Consider the following 16,286-nt stretch of genomic DNA (forward strand, 5'->3'; position numbering starts at 1 on the left):
CCTGAATCTGTTACACTCGCTGAACATTTTCTTGATAAGTAAGCGGGCATAGAGATGGTTGAGGATTCACAAGAAACAACGCATTTTGGCTTTCAGACGGTAGCCAAAGAGCAGAAGGCGGACATGGTGGCGCATGTATTCCATTCTGTCGCTGCAAAATATGATGTGATGAACGACTTAATGTCGTTCGGGATTCATCGCTTGTGGAAGCGCTTCACCATCGACTGCAGCGGCGTGCGTCGCGGGCAAACCGTGCTGGACTTAGCGGGTGGCACCGGCGACCTGACGGCGAAGTTTTCCCGTCTGGTGGGCGAAACCGGCCGTGTGATGCTCGCCGATATCAATGATTCGATGCTCAAAATGGGCCGCGAAAAACTGCGCAACATCGGTATTGTCGGTAACGTCGAGTATGTTCAGGCCAACGCTGAAGCGCTGCCGTTTGCGGATAACACCTTTGACTGCATTACCATCTCCTTTGGCCTGCGTAACGTTACCGATAAAGACAAAGCGCTGCGTTCAATGTACCGCGTGCTGAAACCGGGCGGACGTCTGCTGGTTCTGGAGTTTTCTAAACCGATTCTCGAACCGCTGAGCAAAGCCTACGACGCTTACTCCTTCCACGTGCTGCCGAAAGTCGGCGAGCTGGTGGCAAACGATGCGGAAAGTTATCGCTATCTGGCGGAATCCATCCGCATGCATCCCGATCAGGACACCCTGAAAGGCATGATGCAGGAGGCGGGTTTTGAAAGCGTCGACTACTACAACCTGACGGCAGGTATTGTCGCGCTACACCGCGGCTATAAGTTCTGACAGGAGGGACGCTATGCCTTTCGCACCACTGGTTACCGCTGGCATCGAAACGGTTCTTAATACTTTTCTCTGGCGCGACCGCGCGCTTAAACCGGCGCGTCAGCGCCTGCTGGGGAAAGTGCTGCGCGTAGAGCTCAAAGAGCTGTCGGCGCCTGTCGTGCTGGCCTTTAGCGAGCAGCAAATCGACGTGCTCGGCGCGTGGGAAGGCGAAGCTGACTGTACCGTGATAACCCGCCTGAGCGTGCTGCCGCAGTTGCGTAACCGCCAACAACTGACCGCGCTGATTCGCAGCGGCGATCTGGAAGTACAGGGCGACCTGCAGGTTGTGCAGAACATGGTCGCACTTTGCGATCTGGCGGAGTTCGACCCGGCAGAGCTACTGGCGCCATATACCGGCGACATCGTCGCTGAAGGGGTTGGCAAGGTGCTTCGCGGCGGCGCGCGCTTCCTGCTGCAGGGCGCGAAAAGCCAGCAGCGCTACGTCGCTGAAGCGATTACCGAAGAGTGGCGACTGGCGCCGGGGCCGTTGGAAATGGCCTGGTTTGCTGAAGAATCCGCCGCCGTTGAACGCGCGCTGGCCGCACTGGAAAAACGGCTGGAAACGCTGGAGGGCAAATGACGCCAGGAGAATTACGGCGCCTGTATTTTATCATCCGCACCTTTTTGAGTTACGGGCTTGATGAGCTCATTCCCAAAATGCGTATCACGTTGCCGCTGCGCCTCTGGCGGCGAATGTTGTTCTGGATGCCGAATCGCCACAAAGATAAACCGCTGGGTCAACGCTTACGCCTGGCGCTGCAGGAGCTGGGCCCGGTGTGGATTAAGTTCGGCCAGATGCTCTCCACCCGCCGCGATCTGTTCCCGCCGCAAATCGCCGATCAACTGGCGCTGCTGCAGGATCGCGTCGCACCTTTCGATGGCAAATTGGCTAAACAACAGATCGAACAAGCGATGGGCGGGCTGCCCATTGAAGCCTGGTTCGATGATTTCGCCATTGAGCCGCTCGCTTCCGCCTCCATCGCCCAGGTCCATACCGCGCGCCTGAAAGACAACGGCAAAGAGGTCGTCATCAAGGTCATCCGCCCGGATATCCTGCCGGTGATCAAAGCGGACATGAAATTAATCTACCGCCTGGCGCGCTGGGTACCTCGTCTGCTGCCGGATGGCCGCCGTCTGCGCCCGCAAGAAGTCGTCCGCGAATATGAAAAAACGTTGATGGACGAGCTGAATCTGTTACGCGAGTCGGCTAACGCTATTCAGCTACGGCGCAATTTCGAAGATAGCCCAATGCTATACGTGCCGGAAGTCTATTCCGATTACTGTAGCGAAGGCATGATGGTGATGGAGCGGATCTACGGTATTCCGGTTTCCGATGTCGCCGCGCTGGAAGCCCAGGGCACTAACATGCAGTTGCTTGCGGAGCGTGGTGTGCAGGTCTTCTTTACCCAGGTGTTTCGCGACAGCTTTTTCCATGCGGATATGCATCCGGGTAATATTTTCGTTAGCTACGATCATCCGCATGACCCGCAATATATCGGTATCGACTGCGGTATCGTCGGCTCGCTGAACAAAGACGATAAGCGTTATCTGGCGGAAAACTTCATTGCTTTCTTCAACCGCGATTACCGTAAGGTTGCCGAGCTGCACGTCGATTCCGGCTGGGTGCCGCCGGATACCAACGTTGAAGAGTTTGAGTTTGCGATTCGCACCGTGTGCGAGCCCATTTTTGAAAAGCCGCTGGCGGAAATCTCCTTCGGCCACGTATTGCTGAATCTGTTTAATACCGCGCGGCGTTTCAATATGGAAGTCCAACCGCAGCTGGTTTTGCTTCAGAAGACATTACTTTACGTAGAAGGGGTAGGTCGTCAGCTCTATCCTCAGTTAGACTTGTGGAAAACGGCGAAGCCTTTCCTCGAGTCGTGGATTAAGGATCAGGTCGGTATTCCCGCGCTGGTGCGTGCGTTTAAAGAAAAAGCGCCGTTCTGGATTGAAAGGATGCCGGAAATTCCTGAGCTGGTGTACCAAAGCCTGCAGCAGAGCAAACAGCTGCAGACCAGCGTCGATACTATCGTGCGCGACTTCCAGGTGCGTCACGTGCGTCAGGGGCAGTCCCGCTATCTGTTTGGTATAGGCGCCGTTTTGCTTTTAAGCGGTACGCTGTTATTTATCCACCGCCCGGAGTGGGGCATGATGCCAGGCTGGCTGATGGCCGGCGGCGTCGTAACCTGGCTTATTGGTTGGCGAAAAACGCGCTGACAGGTTTCGCGTTTATTCTGGCGCATTGATTCTTGCGCGAAGTCATGTGAGCGGTCTGACAAAGAGGCGTCTCACCGGATGACGTGTATAATGCGCTCTCATCATTCATCATCTGTCATAGGGGAACGTGTATGGGTGGTATCAGTATTTGGCAGTTGTTAATTGTTGTCGTCATCGTAGTTCTGCTTTTCGGGACGAAGAAGCTGAGCTCGCTGGGTTCGGATTTAGGCGCATCGATCAAGGGCTTTAAAAAAGCGATGAGCGATGATGAGAAATCCGATAAATCCTCAGCCGATGCAGATTTTGCAGCGAAAACTATCGCTGATAAACAAGATGATGCGAAAAAAGACGAGACAAAACGCCACGACAAAGAGCAGGTGTAATTCGTGTTCGATATCGGTTTTAGTGAACTATTGCTGGTGTTCGTGATTGGCCTCATCGTATTGGGGCCACAGCGACTACCTGTCGCCGTTAAAACGGTGGCCAGCTGGATCCGTACGTTGCGCTCGCTGGCGACCACCGTACAAAATGAGCTTGCCCAGGAGCTAAAACTGCAGGAGTTTCAGGAGAGCCTGAAGAAGGTGGAGAAAGCCAGCCTGGATAATCTGACTCCGGAGCTCAAAGCCTCGATGGACGAGCTGCGTGAAGCAGCTGAATCTATGAAGCGTTCCTATACCGCCCACGATCCTGAAAAGGCCAGCGACGAAGCGAACACCATTCATAATCCGGTCGTCAAAGGTAGCGAAGCGCAGCGTCAGGATGTCACGCCGGCAACGGCGGAACATCAGGTCAGCGCCCCGGCACATACCCCGGAGCCCGTTGCCGAGGAGCCATCCGTTTCGCCGGCTGAAGTCCCGGCGGCTAAGGAAAAAGCCGCCGCGGCAGTGCCAGATTCTTCCCCCGCATCGAGTGATAAAGCGTAAAAAATGGGCGTAGACGAGACTCAACCGTTAATTTCACATCTGATTGAGCTGCGTAAGCGCCTGCTCAACAGCATCATTGCCATCCTGGTGATCTTCCTGGCGTTGGTTTACTTCGCCAATGATATCTATCAACTGGTATCCGCTCCGCTTATCAGCAAAATGCCGGTAGGCGCGACGATGATCGCCACCGATGTCGCTTCTCCTTTCTTCACGCCGATCAAACTGACTTTTATGGTCTCGGTGATCCTGTCGGTGCCGGTCATTCTATATCAGGTATGGGCATTCGTGGCGCCGGCGCTGTATAAGCATGAACGTCGGCTGGTCATGCCGCTGCTGGTTTCCAGTACGTTGCTGTTTTATATCGGTATGGCTTTCGCTTATTTCGTCGTGTTCCCGCTGGCATTCGGCTTCCTGACTCACGCCGCGCCGGAAGGGGTATTAGTTTCGACCGATATCCGTAGCTACCTCGATTTTGTCATGGCGCTGTTTATGGCTTTCGGCGTGTCGTTTGAAGTGCCGGTCGCCATCGTCCTGCTCTGCTGGATGGGCGTCACGACGCCGGAAGATTTACGTAAAAAACGGCCCTACGTGCTGGTGGGCGCCTTCGTGGTCGGTATGTTGCTGACGCCGCCGGATGTGTTCTCGCAAACGCTGTTGGCCATCCCCATGTATTGCCTGTTTGAAGTCGGGGTGTTCTTTGCCCGTTTCTACACCGGTAAACGCCTGACGCGTGACGAAGATGCCGCCGCCGAAGAGGCGGAGAGCAAAGAAGAGTAACAACGCCAACCGCCCGTCAGGGCGGTTGTCATATGGGAGTTATGATGTTTGATATTGGCGTAAATCTGACCAGCTCGCAGTTTTCCCGCGACCACGACGAGGTGGTTGCGCGCGCGCAGGCGGCAGGTGTCCATGGGATGTTGCTGACCGGCACCAATCTGCATGAAAGCCAGCAGGCGCGGCAGATGGCTGGCCGTTACGCCAACTGCTGGTCTACCGCGGGTGTACATCCGCACGATAGCAGCACCTGGACTGAGTCGGTGGCCGAAGAAATCCACGCGCTGGCCCGCCAGCCGCAGGTGGCGGCGATTGGCGAATGCGGTCTTGATTTCAACCGTAATTTCTCAACGCCGCAGGAACAAGAGAAGGCATTCAACGCCCAGCTGGCGCTGGCGGCTGAGCTCTCAATGCCGGTATTTTTACACTGCCGCGACGCCCATCAACGGTTCCTTGAGCTGCTGGAGCCGTGGCTCAATAAACTGCCCGGCGCCGTGTTGCACTGCTTTACCGGTAGCCTCGAGGAAGTGATTCAGTGTCTTGATAGAGGTTTATTTATCGGTATCACCGGTTGGGTGTGCGATGAGCGGCGGGGACTGGAGCTTCGTGAATTGTTGCCGGCGATCCCGGCGGAACGTCTGCTGCTGGAGACCGACGCACCATATCTGTTGCCGCGCGACATGAAGCCGAAGCCCTCCTCGCGGCGCAACGAGCCCGCTTATCTGCCGCATATTCTGGCAAGCGTAGCGGGCTGGCGAGGCGAGGAAACGCAATGGCTGGAGGAGGTTACGGATGCGAACGTCAGGAAGCTGTTTGGCGTGCGCTTTTAACCGCGCCGTCAGATTTTATAGAAGTCGGTATTTTTAACGCTTTGCAGGACCTGTTTATTCAACAGATTGAGGAGCAGCATTGAACGGGCTTCGCCGTCGGGCTCGGTGAAAATAGCCTGCAGCCCTTCAAAAGCACCGTCGGTGATTAACACGCTGTCGCCTTCATGAGGCGTTTCCGGGTCGGTAATACCTTCCGGTTTATAGATGGAAAGCTGGTGAATCACCTCTGAAGGGACCACTGCCGGTTGGGCGCCAAAACGGACGAAACTGTTCACCCCTCGGGTAGCGCTGATGGTGGTGGTATGAATGATCTCGGGATCGAATTCGACGAACAGATAGTTTGGGAACAGGGGCTCGCTGACCGTAGTACGTTTACCACGGATGATTTTTTCCAGCGCGATCGTCGGCATCAGGCAATTGACTGCCTGACGTTCAAGGTGTTCCTGGGCGCGCTGAAGCTGCCCACGTTTGCAATAAAGTAAGTACCAGGCTTGCATAATGACTCTTTCCGCTTTACTACCTGCAAGCATAACAAAAGCCTGGAACAATCGCGAAAACCATTATAAGCGAAAGCGTAAATAGCCTGTTCATTTACGCTTATTTAACAAAAGTACAGCATCGTTGCGGCGAAAATCGTATAATCAGCCGCTTGTATAGAGGTCAATAATAACTCCATGAAATACCACGATCTACGCGACTTTCTGACATTACTTGAGCAGCAGGGCGAGCTAAAACGGATAACCCTGCCGGTCGACCCGCATCTGGAAATTACCGAAATTGCCGACCGCACCCTGCGTGCCGGCGGCCCGGCGCTGCTGTTTGAAAACCCGAAAGGCTACTCGATGCCGGTGCTGTGCAATCTGTTTGGCACGCCGCGTCGTGTGGCGCTGGGGATGGGCCAGGAAGACGTCAGTTCGCTACGGGAAGTCGGGAAGCTATTGGCCTTTCTGAAAGAGCCGGAGCCGCCAAAAGGCTTCCGCGATCTGTTTGATAAGCTGCCGCAGTTCAAGCAAGTGTTGAATATGCCGACCAAACGCCTGCGCGGCGCGCCTTGTCAGCAAAAAATCATCCAGGGCGATGATGTCGATCTCAACAAAATACCGATTATGACCTGCTGGCCGGAAGATGCCGCGCCGCTGATTACCTGGGGGCTGACGGTGACCCGCGGCCCGCACAAGGAGAGGCAAAATCTGGGTATTTATCGCCAGCAGCTGATCGGCAAAAATAAACTCATCATGCGTTGGTTGTCCCACCGCGGCGGCGCGCTCGATTTCCAGGAGTGGTGCGCGGCGCATCCCGGCGAACGTTTTCCGGTTTCCGTGGCGCTTGGCGCCGATCCGGCGACCATTCTGGGCGCGGTGACGCCGGTTCCTGATACCCTGTCGGAATACGCTTTCGCAGGCTTGCTGCGCGGCACCAAGACCGAAGTGGTGAAGTGCGTTTCCAATGACCTTGAAGTGCCGGCCAGCGCGGAAATCGTGCTTGAAGGCTACATTGAGGCCGGCGAGATGGCGCCGGAAGGGCCATACGGCGATCATACCGGCTACTACAATGAAGTAGACAGCTTCCCGGTATTTACGGTGACCCATATTACCCAGCGCGAAGACGCGATTTATCATTCGACCTATACCGGTCGTCCGCCGGATGAACCCGCGGTGCTGGGCGTGGCGCTGAACGAAGTCTTTGTGCCGATTCTGCAAAAGCAGTTCCCGGAAATCGTCGATTTCTATCTGCCGCCGGAAGGGTGTTCCTATCGCCTGGCGGTGGTGACCATGAAAAAACAGTACGCAGGCCATGCCAAGCGCGTGATGATGGGCGTCTGGTCGTTCCTGCGCCAGTTCATGTATACCAAGTTCGTGATTGTCTGCGACGATGACGTGAACGCGCGCGACTGGAATGACGTGATTTGGGCGATTACTACCCGTATGGACCCGGCTCGTGATACGGTACTGGTAGAAAATACGCCAATAGATTATCTGGATTTTGCCTCGCCGGTTTCCGGCCTGGGTTCAAAAATGGGGCTGGATGCCACAAATAAATGGCCTGGCGAAACCCAGCGTGAATGGGGTCGTCCAATCAAAAAAGATCCTGAGGTGACGGCGCGTATCGACGCCATCTGGGATGAACTGGCCATCTTTAAATAACAGTAAGCGGGGCTAACGCCGCTGTTTTGCTCTATAGACCCGACAGAGGGGACGCATGACAACCTTAAGCTGTAAAGTGACCTCGGTGGAGGCGATTACCGATACCGTGTATCGCGTTCGATTAGTACCGGAAGCGGCATTTTCTTTCCGCGCCGGCCAGTATCTGATGGTAGTGATGGATGAGCGCGACAAGCGTCCGTTCTCTATGGCTTCCACGCCGTCAGAGCATGAGTTTATCGAGCTGCATATCGGTGCTTCTGAACTCAATCTGTATGCGATGGCGGTGATGGATCGCATTCTGAAAGAGCGTGAAATTGAGGTTGATATTCCGCATGGCGAAGCGTGGCTGCGCGATGACGAAGATCGCCCGCTGATTCTGATCGCCGGCGGTACCGGATTCTCTTATGTGCGTTCTATTCTGTTAACCGCGCTGGCGCGTAACCCGGATCGCGATATCGCCATTTATTGGGGCGGCCGCGAGGCTAAGCATCTGTACGATCTGGCCGAGCTGGAAGCGTTAAGCATCAAGCATCCGAATCTGCGCATCGAGCCGGTGGTCGAGCAGCCGGAAGAAGGGTGGCGTGGTCGCTCCGGTACGGTACTCACCGCCGTGCTGCAGGATTACGGTACGCTGGCCGAGCATGATATTTACATTGCCGGTCGTTTTGAGATGGCTAAAATTGCCCGCGACCTGTTCTGTAATGAGCGCGGCGCGCGTGAAGATCGCCTGTTTGGCGATGCGTTTGCGTTTATCTGAAAATAAAAAACCCGCCCCTGACAGGCGGGAAGAACGGCAACTAAACCCCCTCTAATCCATTATTGCCTGTTGGCTGGCAGGCAATAATGGCATCGAGTTTTTTCCTACATCCGCTCGAATACGGTGGCGATCCCCTGGCCTAAGCCGATACACATGGTCGCCAAACCGAACTGCGCGTCTTTGCGTTCCATCTGGTTAATCAACGTGGTGCTAATACGCGCTCCGGAACAGCCTAGCGGATGTCCGAGCGCGATCGCGCCGCCGTTGAGGTTGATCTTCTCGTCGATCTGCTCCATTAAGCCCAGATCTTTAATACATGGCAGGATCTGCGCGGCAAACGCTTCATTCATTTCAAAGACGTCGATATCGCTGGTGGATAATCCCGCTTTTTTCAGCGCCAGCTTTGAGGCCGGAACCGGGCCATAACCCATAATGGACGGATCGCAGCCGACCACCGCCATTGAACGGACGCGAGCGCGCGGCTTCAGCCCCAGCTCGCGGGCGCGGCTTTCGCTCATCAGCAGCATTGCCGCCGCGCCGTCGGAAAGCGCGGAAGAGGTACCTGCCGTTACCGTGCCGGTCACCGGATCGAAAGCCGGTCTCAGCGCCGCCAGCGCTTCTACGGTGGTTTCCGGGCGGATCACTTCGTCATAATTAAAGGATTTCAGCACGCCATCGGCATCGTGGCCGCCGGTCGGGATAATCTCCGCCTTGAATGCCCCGGATTGCGTTGCCGCCCAGGCGCAAGCGTGGGAACGTGCGGCGAATTGATCCTGCATTTCACGGCTAATGCCGTGTAGACGCGCCAGCATTTCCGCGGTCAGCCCCATCATACCGGCGGCTTTCGCCACGTTACGGCTAAGGCCCGGATGGAAATCGACACCATGACTCATTGGCACATGGCCCATGTGCTCAACGCCGCCAATCAGGCAGACGCTGGCGTCGCCGGTCATGATCATACGGGCGGCATCGTGCAGCGCCTGCATGGAGGAACCGCACAGGCGGTTAACCGTTGTTGCCGGTACCGAGTGCGGTATTTCCGCCAACAGCGCGGCGTTACGCGCAATGTTGAAACCCTGCTCCAGCGTTTGTTGCACGCAGCCCCAGTAAATATCGTCAATCGCGCTCGCCTCAAGGGACGGGTTACGCGAGAGCAGGCTTCGCATCAGGTGTGCGGAGAGGTCTTCCGCACGCACGTTGCGAAAGGCGCCGCCCTTTGAACGGCCCATCGGGGTGCGAATTGCATCGACAATGACAACCTGTTCCATTGTGACTCCTTAAGCCGTTTTCAGTTCGCCAACCGGACGGGCTGGTTCTACTGGAGGATAATACGCTTCGTTATGACGGGCCTTATTACGCAGACCCTCCGGCACGGCATAAAGCGGGCCGAGGTGCTGGTATTGCTGCGCCATATCGAGATATTTTGCGCTGCCGATGGTGTCCAGCCAGCGGAATGCGCCGCCGTGGAACGGAGGGAAGCCCAGGCCGTATACCAGCGCCATATCCGCTTCCGCCGGGCTGGCGATAATGCCTTCTTCCAGGCAGCGAACAACTTCGTTAACCATTGGGATCATCATGCGGGCGATAATCTCTTCATCGCTGAAATCGCGCTTCGGCTGGCTGACTTCGGTCAGCAGACTATCGACTGCGGCATCTTCTTCTTTCTTCGGCTTACCTTTACTGTCTTCTTTATAACGCCAGAAACCGAGGCCGTTCTTCTGGCCGAAACGGTTGGCGTCAAACAGCGCGTCGATCGCATCGCGATAATCTTTCTGCATCCGCTGTGGGAACCCCGCCGCCATTACCGCCTGAGCATGGTGCGCGGTATCGATGCCGACAACATCCAGCAGATAGGCCGGGCCCATCGGCCAGCCAAACTGTTTTTCCATCACTTTATCGACTTTGCGGAAATCCGCGCCGTCGCGCAGCAGCTGGCTGAAGCCTGCGAAATAGGGGAACAGGACGCGGTTAACGAAGAAGCCGGGGCAATCATTCACCACGATCGGTGTTTTGCCCATTTTGCTGGCCCAGGCCACGACTTTGGCAATGGTCTTGTCCGAAGTTTTCTCGCCGCGGATCACTTCAACCAGCGGCATGCGATGTACCGGGTTAAAGAAGTGCATACCGCAGAAATTCTCCGGGCGCTGCAGAACGCTGGCCAGCTCGCTGATAGGAATCGTTGAGGTGTTGGAAGCCAGCACGGTGTCCGGACGCACTTTCTCTTCGGTTTCCGCCAGTACCGCTTTCTTCACTTTCGGGTTTTCCACCACCGCTTCAACGACGACGTCCACGCGGTCAAAACCGCTGTATTCCAGCGTTGGCTGAATGGTGCTAATCACCCCGGCCAGCTTCAGGCCGTCGATTTTTCCGCGTTCCAGCTGTTTATTCAGCAGCTTCGCCGCTTCGGTCATGCCAAGGGTCAGCGATTTGTCGCTGATGTCTTTCATCACCACCGGCACGCCTTTCCAGGCTGACTGGTAAGCAATGCCGCCACCCATAATGCCGGCGCCTAATACGGCAGCGTGCTTCGGCGTCTCGACATCTTTAGTGAGTTTTTTCGCTTTCGCTTTGACGTACTGGTCGTTAAGGAAGATACCGACCAGCGCGCGCGCTTCGTTGGTGTGCGCCAGCGGAACAAAACTTTGGTTTTCCAGCTTCAGCGCGTCATCACGGCCAAGACGCGCGGCGGCTTCGATGGTTTTTACCGCGGTGATCGGCGCCGGGTAATGTTTTCCGGCGGTTTGCGCGACCATACCTTTGGCAATAGTGAAGCTCATGGCGGCTTCAATTTTGCTGAGCTTCAGCGGCTCCAGTTTCGGCTGACGTTTGGTTTTCCAGTCCAGGTCGCCATTAATCGCCTGACGCAGAATCGCCAGCGCGCCGTGATGCAGTTTTTCCGCGGCAACAATGCCGTCAATGAGGCCAATTTTCAGCGCTTGATCGGCACCGACGTCTTTACCGGCGGCAATAATTTCCAGCGCGCTATCGGCGCCGAGCAGGCGCGGCAGACGTACGGAACCGCCGAAGCCAGGCATAATGCCCAACTTGGTTTCCGGCAGGCCGATGCGCAGATCCGGCGTGGCGAGGCGATAGTCGGTCGCCAGTACGCATTCGCAGCCGCCGCCCAGCGCGTAGCCGTTAACCGCTGACAGAGTAGGGACCGGTAAATCTTCCAGGCGATTGAAGACGCTGTTGGCGAAGTGCAGCCACTGGCTCAACTGTTCTTCCGGCACCAGGAATAGAGAAAGGAATTCGGTGATATCGGCGCCGACAATAAAGGCCGCTTTTTCAGAGCGCAGCAGCAGCCCTTTGAGATCTTTTTGTTTTTCGAGTACGTCCAGCGCGTGACCGAGGCTGGCAACGGTTGCAGTATCAAGCTTGTTAACCGAGCCGGGGGCGTCGAAAACCAGTTCGGCAATGCCATCTTCCAGCCAGTCGAGGTACAGGGTGTCGCCTTTGTAGAGCATGTCAGTCTCCTGAATCCAGCAATATGATCTGGTCATACCAGATGACTCGGAGTGTGGAATTTATGTTAAGAAAATGCAAATTACTCTTTAAATAATTGCTGGTCGGATCACATCCGGTAGAAATCACCCGGCCTGGAGCCAATGTGCTAAGATGCGGAGAATCACGATCCAATAAAAGCAAAGGATAAAAGATGGAATCACTGGCCGCGCTTTATAAAAATCATATCGTTACCCTACAAGAACGTACCCGCAAAGTTTTAGATCGCTTCAAGCTGGATGCTCTGCTTATCCACTCCGGCGAGCTGATCAATGTCTTCCTCGACGATCATCCGTATCCGTTTAAGGTTAACCCGCAGTTTAAGGCGTGGGTGCCGGTGACCCAGGTGCCAAACTGCTGGCTGCTGGTGGATGGCGTGAATAAACCGAAACTGTGGTTCTATCTGCCGGTCGATTACTGGCACAACGTTGAGCCGCTGCCGACCTCTTTCTGGACTGAGGAAGTGGATGTTATTGCGTTGCCGAAAGCCGATGGCATTGGCGGTCAACTGCCCGCGGCGCGTGGCAACATAGCGTATATCGGCCCGGTGCCGGAACGTGCTTTAGGTCTGGAGATCGCGGCAGACAAAATCAACCCGAAAGGCGTTATCGACTATCTGCACTATTATCGCGCTTACAAAACCGACTATGAGCTGGCCTGTATGCGTGAAGCGCAGAAATCGGCGGTGAACGGCCATCGCGCGGCCCACGAAGCTTTCCAGTCGGGGATGAGCGAGTTCGATATTAATCAGGCTTACCTGACGGCGACCGGTCATCGCGATACCGACGTCCCTTACAGCAATATCGTGGCGCTGAATGAGCATGCGGCCGTATTGCACTACACCAAGCTGGATCACCGTGCGCCAACCGAAATGCGTAGCTTCTTGTTGGATGCGGGCGCAGAGTACAACGGCTATGCCGCGGACCTGACTCGTACCTGGGCAGGCCACAGCGATAACGATTTCGCGCAGCTGATTAAAGACGTTAACGACGAGCAACTGGCGCTGATTAGCACCATGAAGGCTGGCACCAGCTACGTTGATTACCATATTCAGTTCCATCAGCGCATCGCAAAGCTGCTGCGTAAACACCAGCTAGTGACCGGCATGAGCGAAGAGGCGATGGTGGAAAACGATCTGACCGGGCCGTTTATGCCACACGGGATTGGTCATCCGCTGGGCCTGCAGGTTCATGATGTCGCCGGTTTCATGCAGGACGATACCGGTACGCATCTGGCGGCGCCGTCGAAGTATCCTTACCTGCGCTGCACCCGTATTCTCGAACCGCGTATGGTGTTGACTATCGAACCAGGCATCTACTTTATTGAGTCGCTGTTGGCGCCATGGCGTGAAGGGCAGTTCAGCAAGCACTTCAACTGGCAGAAAATTGAAGCCATGAAGCCGTTTGGCGGGATTCGTATCGAAGATAACGTGGTGGTTCACGAAAACAGCATCGAAAATATGACGCGCGACCTGAAACTGGCGTAATGGAAAGTTGGTTGGTGCCGGCCGCGCCGGTGAGCGTTGTTGAAGAGATCAAAAAGAGCCGTTTCATCACGCTGTTGGCGCATACCGACGGCGTGGCGGCGGCGAAAGCGTTTGTCGAATCGGTCAGGGCTGAGCACCCGGACGCTCGTCACCACTGCGTGGCATGGGTTGCCGGGCCTCCTGATGATTCACAGCAGCTGGGTTTCTCTGACGATGGCGAACCGGCGGGAACGGCAGGTAAACCCATGCTGGCGCAGCTGATGGGCAGCGGCGTCGGCGAGATAACCGCGGTGGTGGTGCGCTACTACGGTGGTATTCTGCTGGGTACCGGCGGTCTGGTGAAGGCCTATGGCGGCGGTGTCCATCAGGCGCTTGCGCAGTTGAAAACGCAGCGCAAGACGCCGTTAACCGCATATACTTTGCAATGTGAATACGGACAGCTGGCCGGGGTAGAAGCGTTGCTGGCGCAGTTCTCGGGCATTATTGTGGAAAGCGAATATCAGGCGTCTGTGCAACTGCGCGTCGCGCTTCCGCAAGCTGAAGTGGCCTCTTTTTCGACAAAACTGGCTGATTTTAGTCGTGGTTCATTGCAATTACTGAAGATTGACGAATAATCCCCACCTGATTTTTTTGTAACCCAAAGGAAGCGCCAGAGATGCATTTTCGCGCGATAACCCGAATCGTTGGACTGTTGGTCATCTTATTTTCGGGGACAATGATTGTCCCGGGATTAGTGGCCTTGATATATCGCGATGGCGCGGGGCGAGCTTTCACCCAAACCTTCTTTGTTGCCCTGGCGATTGGCTCCATGCTGTGGTGGCCGAACCGCAAGCAAAAAGGCGAACTGAAATCCCGCGAGGGGTTTCTGATTGTCGTGCTGTTCTGGACCGTGTTGGGCAGCGTCGGTGCGTTACCGTTTATCTTTGCTGAACAGCCTAATCTGACGGTGACGGATGCCTTTTTTGAATCCTTTTCCGGCTTAACCACTACCGGCGCGACGACGCTGGTGGGACTGGACTCACTGCCTCATGCCATCCTGTTCTATCGCCAGATGCTGCAGTGGTTCGGCGGTATGGGGATCATCGTGCTGGCGGTGGCGATTTTGCCTATCCTCGGCGTCGGTGGGATGCAGCTCTACCGGGCAGAAATGCCGGGCCCGTTGAAAGACAATAAAATGCGCCCGCGTATTGCCGAGACGGCAAAAACGCTGTGGCTTATTTATGTCTTATTAACCGTCGCCTGCGCATTGGCGCTGTGGTTTGCCGGAATGCCGGCATTCGACGCGATCGGCCATAGCTTTGCGACCATCGCTATCGGCGGCTTCTCAACTCACGATGCCAGCGTCGGCTACTTTAATAGCCCGATGATTAATTCCATCATCGCCATCTTCCTGCTGATCTCCGGCTGTAACTATGGCCTGCACTTTTCGCTATTAAGTGGACGCAGTTTGCGGGTTTACTGGCGTGACCCGGAATTCAGAATGTTTATCGGTGTTCAGCTAACCCTGGTTATCGTCTGTACACTGGTATTGTGGCTACATAATGTCTACGGCTCGGTGTTAACAACGCTGAACCAGGCGTTCTTCCAGGTGGTGTCGATGGCGACGACCGCTGGGTTTACTACCGATAGTATTGCGCGCTGGCCACTGTTCTTGCCGGTATTGCTGCTATGCTCTGCGTTTATCGGCGGCTGCGCCGGGTCAACGGGCGGTGGCTTAAAGGTCATTCGTATCCTGTTGCTGTTTAAGCAGGGGAATCGTGAGCTTAAGCGCCTGGTGCACCCGAATGCGGTCTATAGCATTAAGCTAGGCAACCGTGCGCTACCGGAACGTATTCTGGAAGCCGTGTGGGGATTCTTCTCCGCCTATGCGTTGGTCTTTATCATTAGTATGCTGGCTATTATTGCGACTGGGGTTGATGACTTCTCTGCCTTTGCTTCAGTTGTGGCGACATTGAACAACCTGGGGCCTGGTCTTGGGGTCGTTGCTGATAACTTTGCGACAATGAACCCGGTCGCGAAATGGATCCTGATTGCTAACATGCTGTTTGGTCGTCTGGAAGTGTTCACCTTATTGGTGCTCTTTACTCCCACTTTCTGGCGCGAATAACAGGAGTGCTCGTGAAAACTTTAATTCTTTTCTCCACCCGGGATGGGCAGACCCGTGAAATTGCCTCCTACCTGGCTTCTGAACTCAAAGAGCTGGGGGTTGATGCGGATACTGTGAACTTGAACCGTACCGAGACGGTTGAGTGGCATCATTACGATCGGGTGGTGATTGGCGCTTCTATTCGCTACGGGCACTTTCATCCAGCGCTGGACCGCTTTGTGAAAAAGCATCTGGCATCTCTGCAGGCGTTGCCGGGGGCGTTCTTCTCGGTAAACCTGGTGGCGCGCAAACCGGAAAAGCGCACCCCGCAAACCAACAGCTATACGCGCAAGTTTCTCCTTAACTCGCCGTGGCAGCCGCAGAGCTGCGCGGTATTTGCCGGTGCGCTGCGTTATCCGCGATATCGCTGGTACGATCGAATGATGATTCGCTTAATTATGAAGATGACCGGCGGGGAAACGGATACCAGTAAAGAAGTGGTTTATACCGATTGGCCGCAGGTTGCCAGATTTGCCCGAGAAATCGCGCAAATGACGAGCAAATAGCGCGTAAAACTCGCGTTATGGTGGAAAATCGAGCGAACGAAAAGTTTTTTTGAATTTCCTCTTGTCACTTCAGAATTACTCCCTATAATGCGCCACCACTGACACGGAACAACGGCAAACAAGCCGCCGGGTCAGCGGGGTTCCGGTGAG

At 55.4% G+C, this 16,286-nt stretch carries 16 protein-coding genes; 13 read left to right on the forward strand and 3 right to left on the reverse strand.

Going from position 1 to position 16,286, the window contains the following annotated elements; translation table 11 throughout:
• The first annotated feature begins 54 nt into the window (after positions 1-54).
• The 7 genes from ubiE (at position 55) to tatD (ending at position 5,593) form a co-directional block, all read left to right on the forward strand.
• On the forward strand, positions 55-810 hold the full coding sequence (gene ubiE / locus ABLU78_RS15590; protein ID WP_015368847.1) for a bifunctional demethylmenaquinone methyltransferase/2-methoxy-6-polyprenyl-1,4-benzoquinol methylase UbiE: 756 nt from the start codon (positions 55-57) through the stop codon (positions 808-810).
• 13 nt (positions 811-823) lie between these two features.
• Positions 824-1,429, forward strand: coding sequence for an SCP2 domain-containing protein (locus ABLU78_RS15595; RefSeq protein ID WP_032713803.1), 606 nt, complete (start codon positions 824-826; stop codon positions 1,427-1,429).
• Positions 1,426-3,066: a ubiquinone biosynthesis regulatory protein kinase UbiB gene (ubiB, locus tag ABLU78_RS15600; protein WP_032713802.1), complete on the forward strand. Its 1,641-nt coding sequence runs from the start codon at positions 1,426-1,428 to the stop codon at positions 3,064-3,066. The genes ABLU78_RS15595 and ubiB overlap by 4 nt, the downstream gene beginning before the upstream one ends.
• A 131-nt stretch (positions 3,067-3,197) precedes the next feature.
• Positions 3,198-3,449, forward strand: coding sequence for a Sec-independent protein translocase subunit TatA (gene tatA, locus ABLU78_RS15605; RefSeq protein WP_015368844.1), 252 nt, complete (start codon positions 3,198-3,200; stop codon positions 3,447-3,449).
• Between the two features lie 3 nt (positions 3,450-3,452).
• Positions 3,453-3,989, forward strand: a complete 537-nt coding sequence (gene tatB, locus ABLU78_RS15610) for a Sec-independent protein translocase protein TatB (RefSeq protein ID WP_015703995.1) — start codon at positions 3,453-3,455, stop codon at positions 3,987-3,989.
• Positions 3,990-3,992: 3 nt separating this feature from the next.
• Positions 3,993-4,766 carry a Sec-independent protein translocase subunit TatC gene (gene tatC / locus ABLU78_RS15615; RefSeq protein WP_015368842.1) on the forward strand — a complete coding sequence of 258 codons (774 nt, stop codon included), beginning with the start codon at positions 3,993-3,995 and terminating at the stop codon, positions 4,764-4,766.
• A 32-nt stretch (positions 4,767-4,798) separates the two neighbouring features.
• Positions 4,799-5,593, forward strand: coding sequence for a 3'-5' ssDNA/RNA exonuclease TatD (gene tatD / locus ABLU78_RS15620; protein ID WP_162866945.1), 795 nt, complete (start codon positions 4,799-4,801; stop codon positions 5,591-5,593).
• An 8-nt stretch (positions 5,594-5,601) separates the two neighbouring features.
• Here tatD and rfaH read toward each other — a convergent pair whose 3' ends face one another.
• Positions 5,602-6,090, reverse strand: coding sequence for a transcription/translation regulatory transformer protein RfaH (gene rfaH / locus ABLU78_RS15625; protein WP_015703997.1), 489 nt, complete (start codon positions 6,088-6,090; stop codon positions 5,602-5,604).
• A gap of 177 nt (positions 6,091-6,267) precedes the next feature.
• On the opposite strand from rfaH, the gene ubiD reads away from it, so the two are divergent.
• A complete protein-coding gene (gene ubiD, locus ABLU78_RS15630) occupies positions 6,268-7,737 on the forward strand; it encodes a 4-hydroxy-3-polyprenylbenzoate decarboxylase (RefSeq protein ID WP_015368839.1) in 1,470 nt (489 codons plus the stop codon).
• Positions 7,738-7,792: 55 nt separating this feature from the next.
• Positions 7,793-8,494, forward strand: a complete 702-nt coding sequence (fre, locus tag ABLU78_RS15635) for an NAD(P)H-flavin reductase (protein WP_008807928.1) — start codon at positions 7,793-7,795, stop codon at positions 8,492-8,494.
• Between the two features lie 104 nt (positions 8,495-8,598).
• On the opposite strand, the gene fadA is transcribed toward fre, so the two are convergent.
• Together fadA and fadB are read right to left on the reverse strand one after the other, a co-directional pair.
• On the reverse strand, positions 8,599-9,762 hold the full coding sequence (fadA, locus tag ABLU78_RS15640; protein WP_032713798.1) for an acetyl-CoA C-acyltransferase FadA: 1,164 nt from the start codon (positions 9,760-9,762) through the stop codon (positions 8,599-8,601).
• Positions 9,763-9,771: 9 nt separating this feature from the next.
• On the reverse strand, positions 9,772-11,961 hold the full coding sequence (gene fadB / locus ABLU78_RS15645; RefSeq protein ID WP_032713797.1) for a fatty acid oxidation complex subunit alpha FadB: 2,190 nt from the start codon (positions 11,959-11,961) through the stop codon (positions 9,772-9,774).
• Between the two features lie 191 nt (positions 11,962-12,152).
• Between fadB and pepQ the strand changes: the two genes are divergently transcribed.
• From pepQ to hemG, 4 genes are read left to right on the forward strand one after another with little or no spacing between them, the layout of a single operon-like run.
• Entirely contained in the window at positions 12,153-13,484 is a 1,332-nt protein-coding gene (gene pepQ, locus ABLU78_RS15650; RefSeq protein WP_015704000.1) for a Xaa-Pro dipeptidase, read from the forward strand.
• A complete protein-coding gene (locus ABLU78_RS15655; RefSeq protein WP_015704001.1) occupies positions 13,484-14,098 on the forward strand; it encodes an IMPACT family protein in 615 nt (204 codons plus the stop codon). Before pepQ ends, ABLU78_RS15655 begins: the two co-directional genes overlap by 1 nt.
• 41 nt (positions 14,099-14,139) lie before the next feature.
• On the forward strand, positions 14,140-15,591 hold the full coding sequence (gene trkH / locus ABLU78_RS15660; protein ID WP_015368834.1) for a Trk system potassium transporter TrkH: 1,452 nt from the start codon (positions 14,140-14,142) through the stop codon (positions 15,589-15,591).
• 11 nt (positions 15,592-15,602) lie between these two features.
• Complete coding sequence (gene hemG / locus ABLU78_RS15665; RefSeq protein ID WP_015368833.1) at positions 15,603-16,136, forward strand: menaquinone-dependent protoporphyrinogen IX dehydrogenase; 534 nt, start codon at positions 15,603-15,605, stop codon at positions 16,134-16,136.
• Positions 16,137-16,286 lie beyond the last annotated feature (150 nt).

Origin of the sequence: Klebsiella sp. JN_Kp122, from assembly GCF_040062085.1 — a bacterium.
Classification (GTDB): domain Bacteria; phylum Pseudomonadota; class Gammaproteobacteria; order Enterobacterales; family Enterobacteriaceae; genus Klebsiella; species Klebsiella aerogenes.

What these genes read in the sequence shown, in the direction of transcription:
- rfaH (WP_015703997.1), bottom strand. Translation starts at nt 6,090, where the DNA reads ATGCAAGCCTGGTACTTACTTTATTGCAAACGTGGGCAGCTTCAGCGC.
- ubiD (WP_015368839.1), top strand. Translation starts at nt 6,268, where the DNA reads ATGAAATACCACGATCTACGCGACTTTCTGACATTACTTGAGCAGCAG.
- tatC (WP_015368842.1), top strand. Translation starts at nt 3,993, where the DNA reads ATGGGCGTAGACGAGACTCAACCGTTAATTTCACATCTGATTGAGCTG.
- ubiE (WP_015368847.1), top strand. Translation starts at nt 55, where the DNA reads ATGGTTGAGGATTCACAAGAAACAACGCATTTTGGCTTTCAGACGGTA.
- ubiB (WP_032713802.1), top strand. Translation starts at nt 1,426, where the DNA reads ATGACGCCAGGAGAATTACGGCGCCTGTATTTTATCATCCGCACCTTT.
- ABLU78_RS15655 (WP_015704001.1), top strand. Translation starts at nt 13,484, where the DNA reads ATGGAAAGTTGGTTGGTGCCGGCCGCGCCGGTGAGCGTTGTTGAAGAG.
- fadA (WP_032713798.1), bottom strand. Translation starts at nt 9,762, where the DNA reads ATGGAACAGGTTGTCATTGTCGATGCAATTCGCACCCCGATGGGCCGT.
- tatD (WP_162866945.1), top strand. Translation starts at nt 4,799, where the DNA reads ATGGGAGTTATGATGTTTGATATTGGCGTAAATCTGACCAGCTCGCAG.
- trkH (WP_015368834.1), top strand. Translation starts at nt 14,140, where the DNA reads ATGCATTTTCGCGCGATAACCCGAATCGTTGGACTGTTGGTCATCTTA.
- tatA (WP_015368844.1), top strand. Translation starts at nt 3,198, where the DNA reads ATGGGTGGTATCAGTATTTGGCAGTTGTTAATTGTTGTCGTCATCGTA.
- ABLU78_RS15595 (WP_032713803.1), top strand. Translation starts at nt 824, where the DNA reads ATGCCTTTCGCACCACTGGTTACCGCTGGCATCGAAACGGTTCTTAAT.
- pepQ (WP_015704000.1), top strand. Translation starts at nt 12,153, where the DNA reads ATGGAATCACTGGCCGCGCTTTATAAAAATCATATCGTTACCCTACAA.
- fre (WP_008807928.1), top strand. Translation starts at nt 7,793, where the DNA reads ATGACAACCTTAAGCTGTAAAGTGACCTCGGTGGAGGCGATTACCGAT.
- fadB (WP_032713797.1), bottom strand. Translation starts at nt 11,961, where the DNA reads ATGCTCTACAAAGGCGACACCCTGTACCTCGACTGGCTGGAAGATGGC.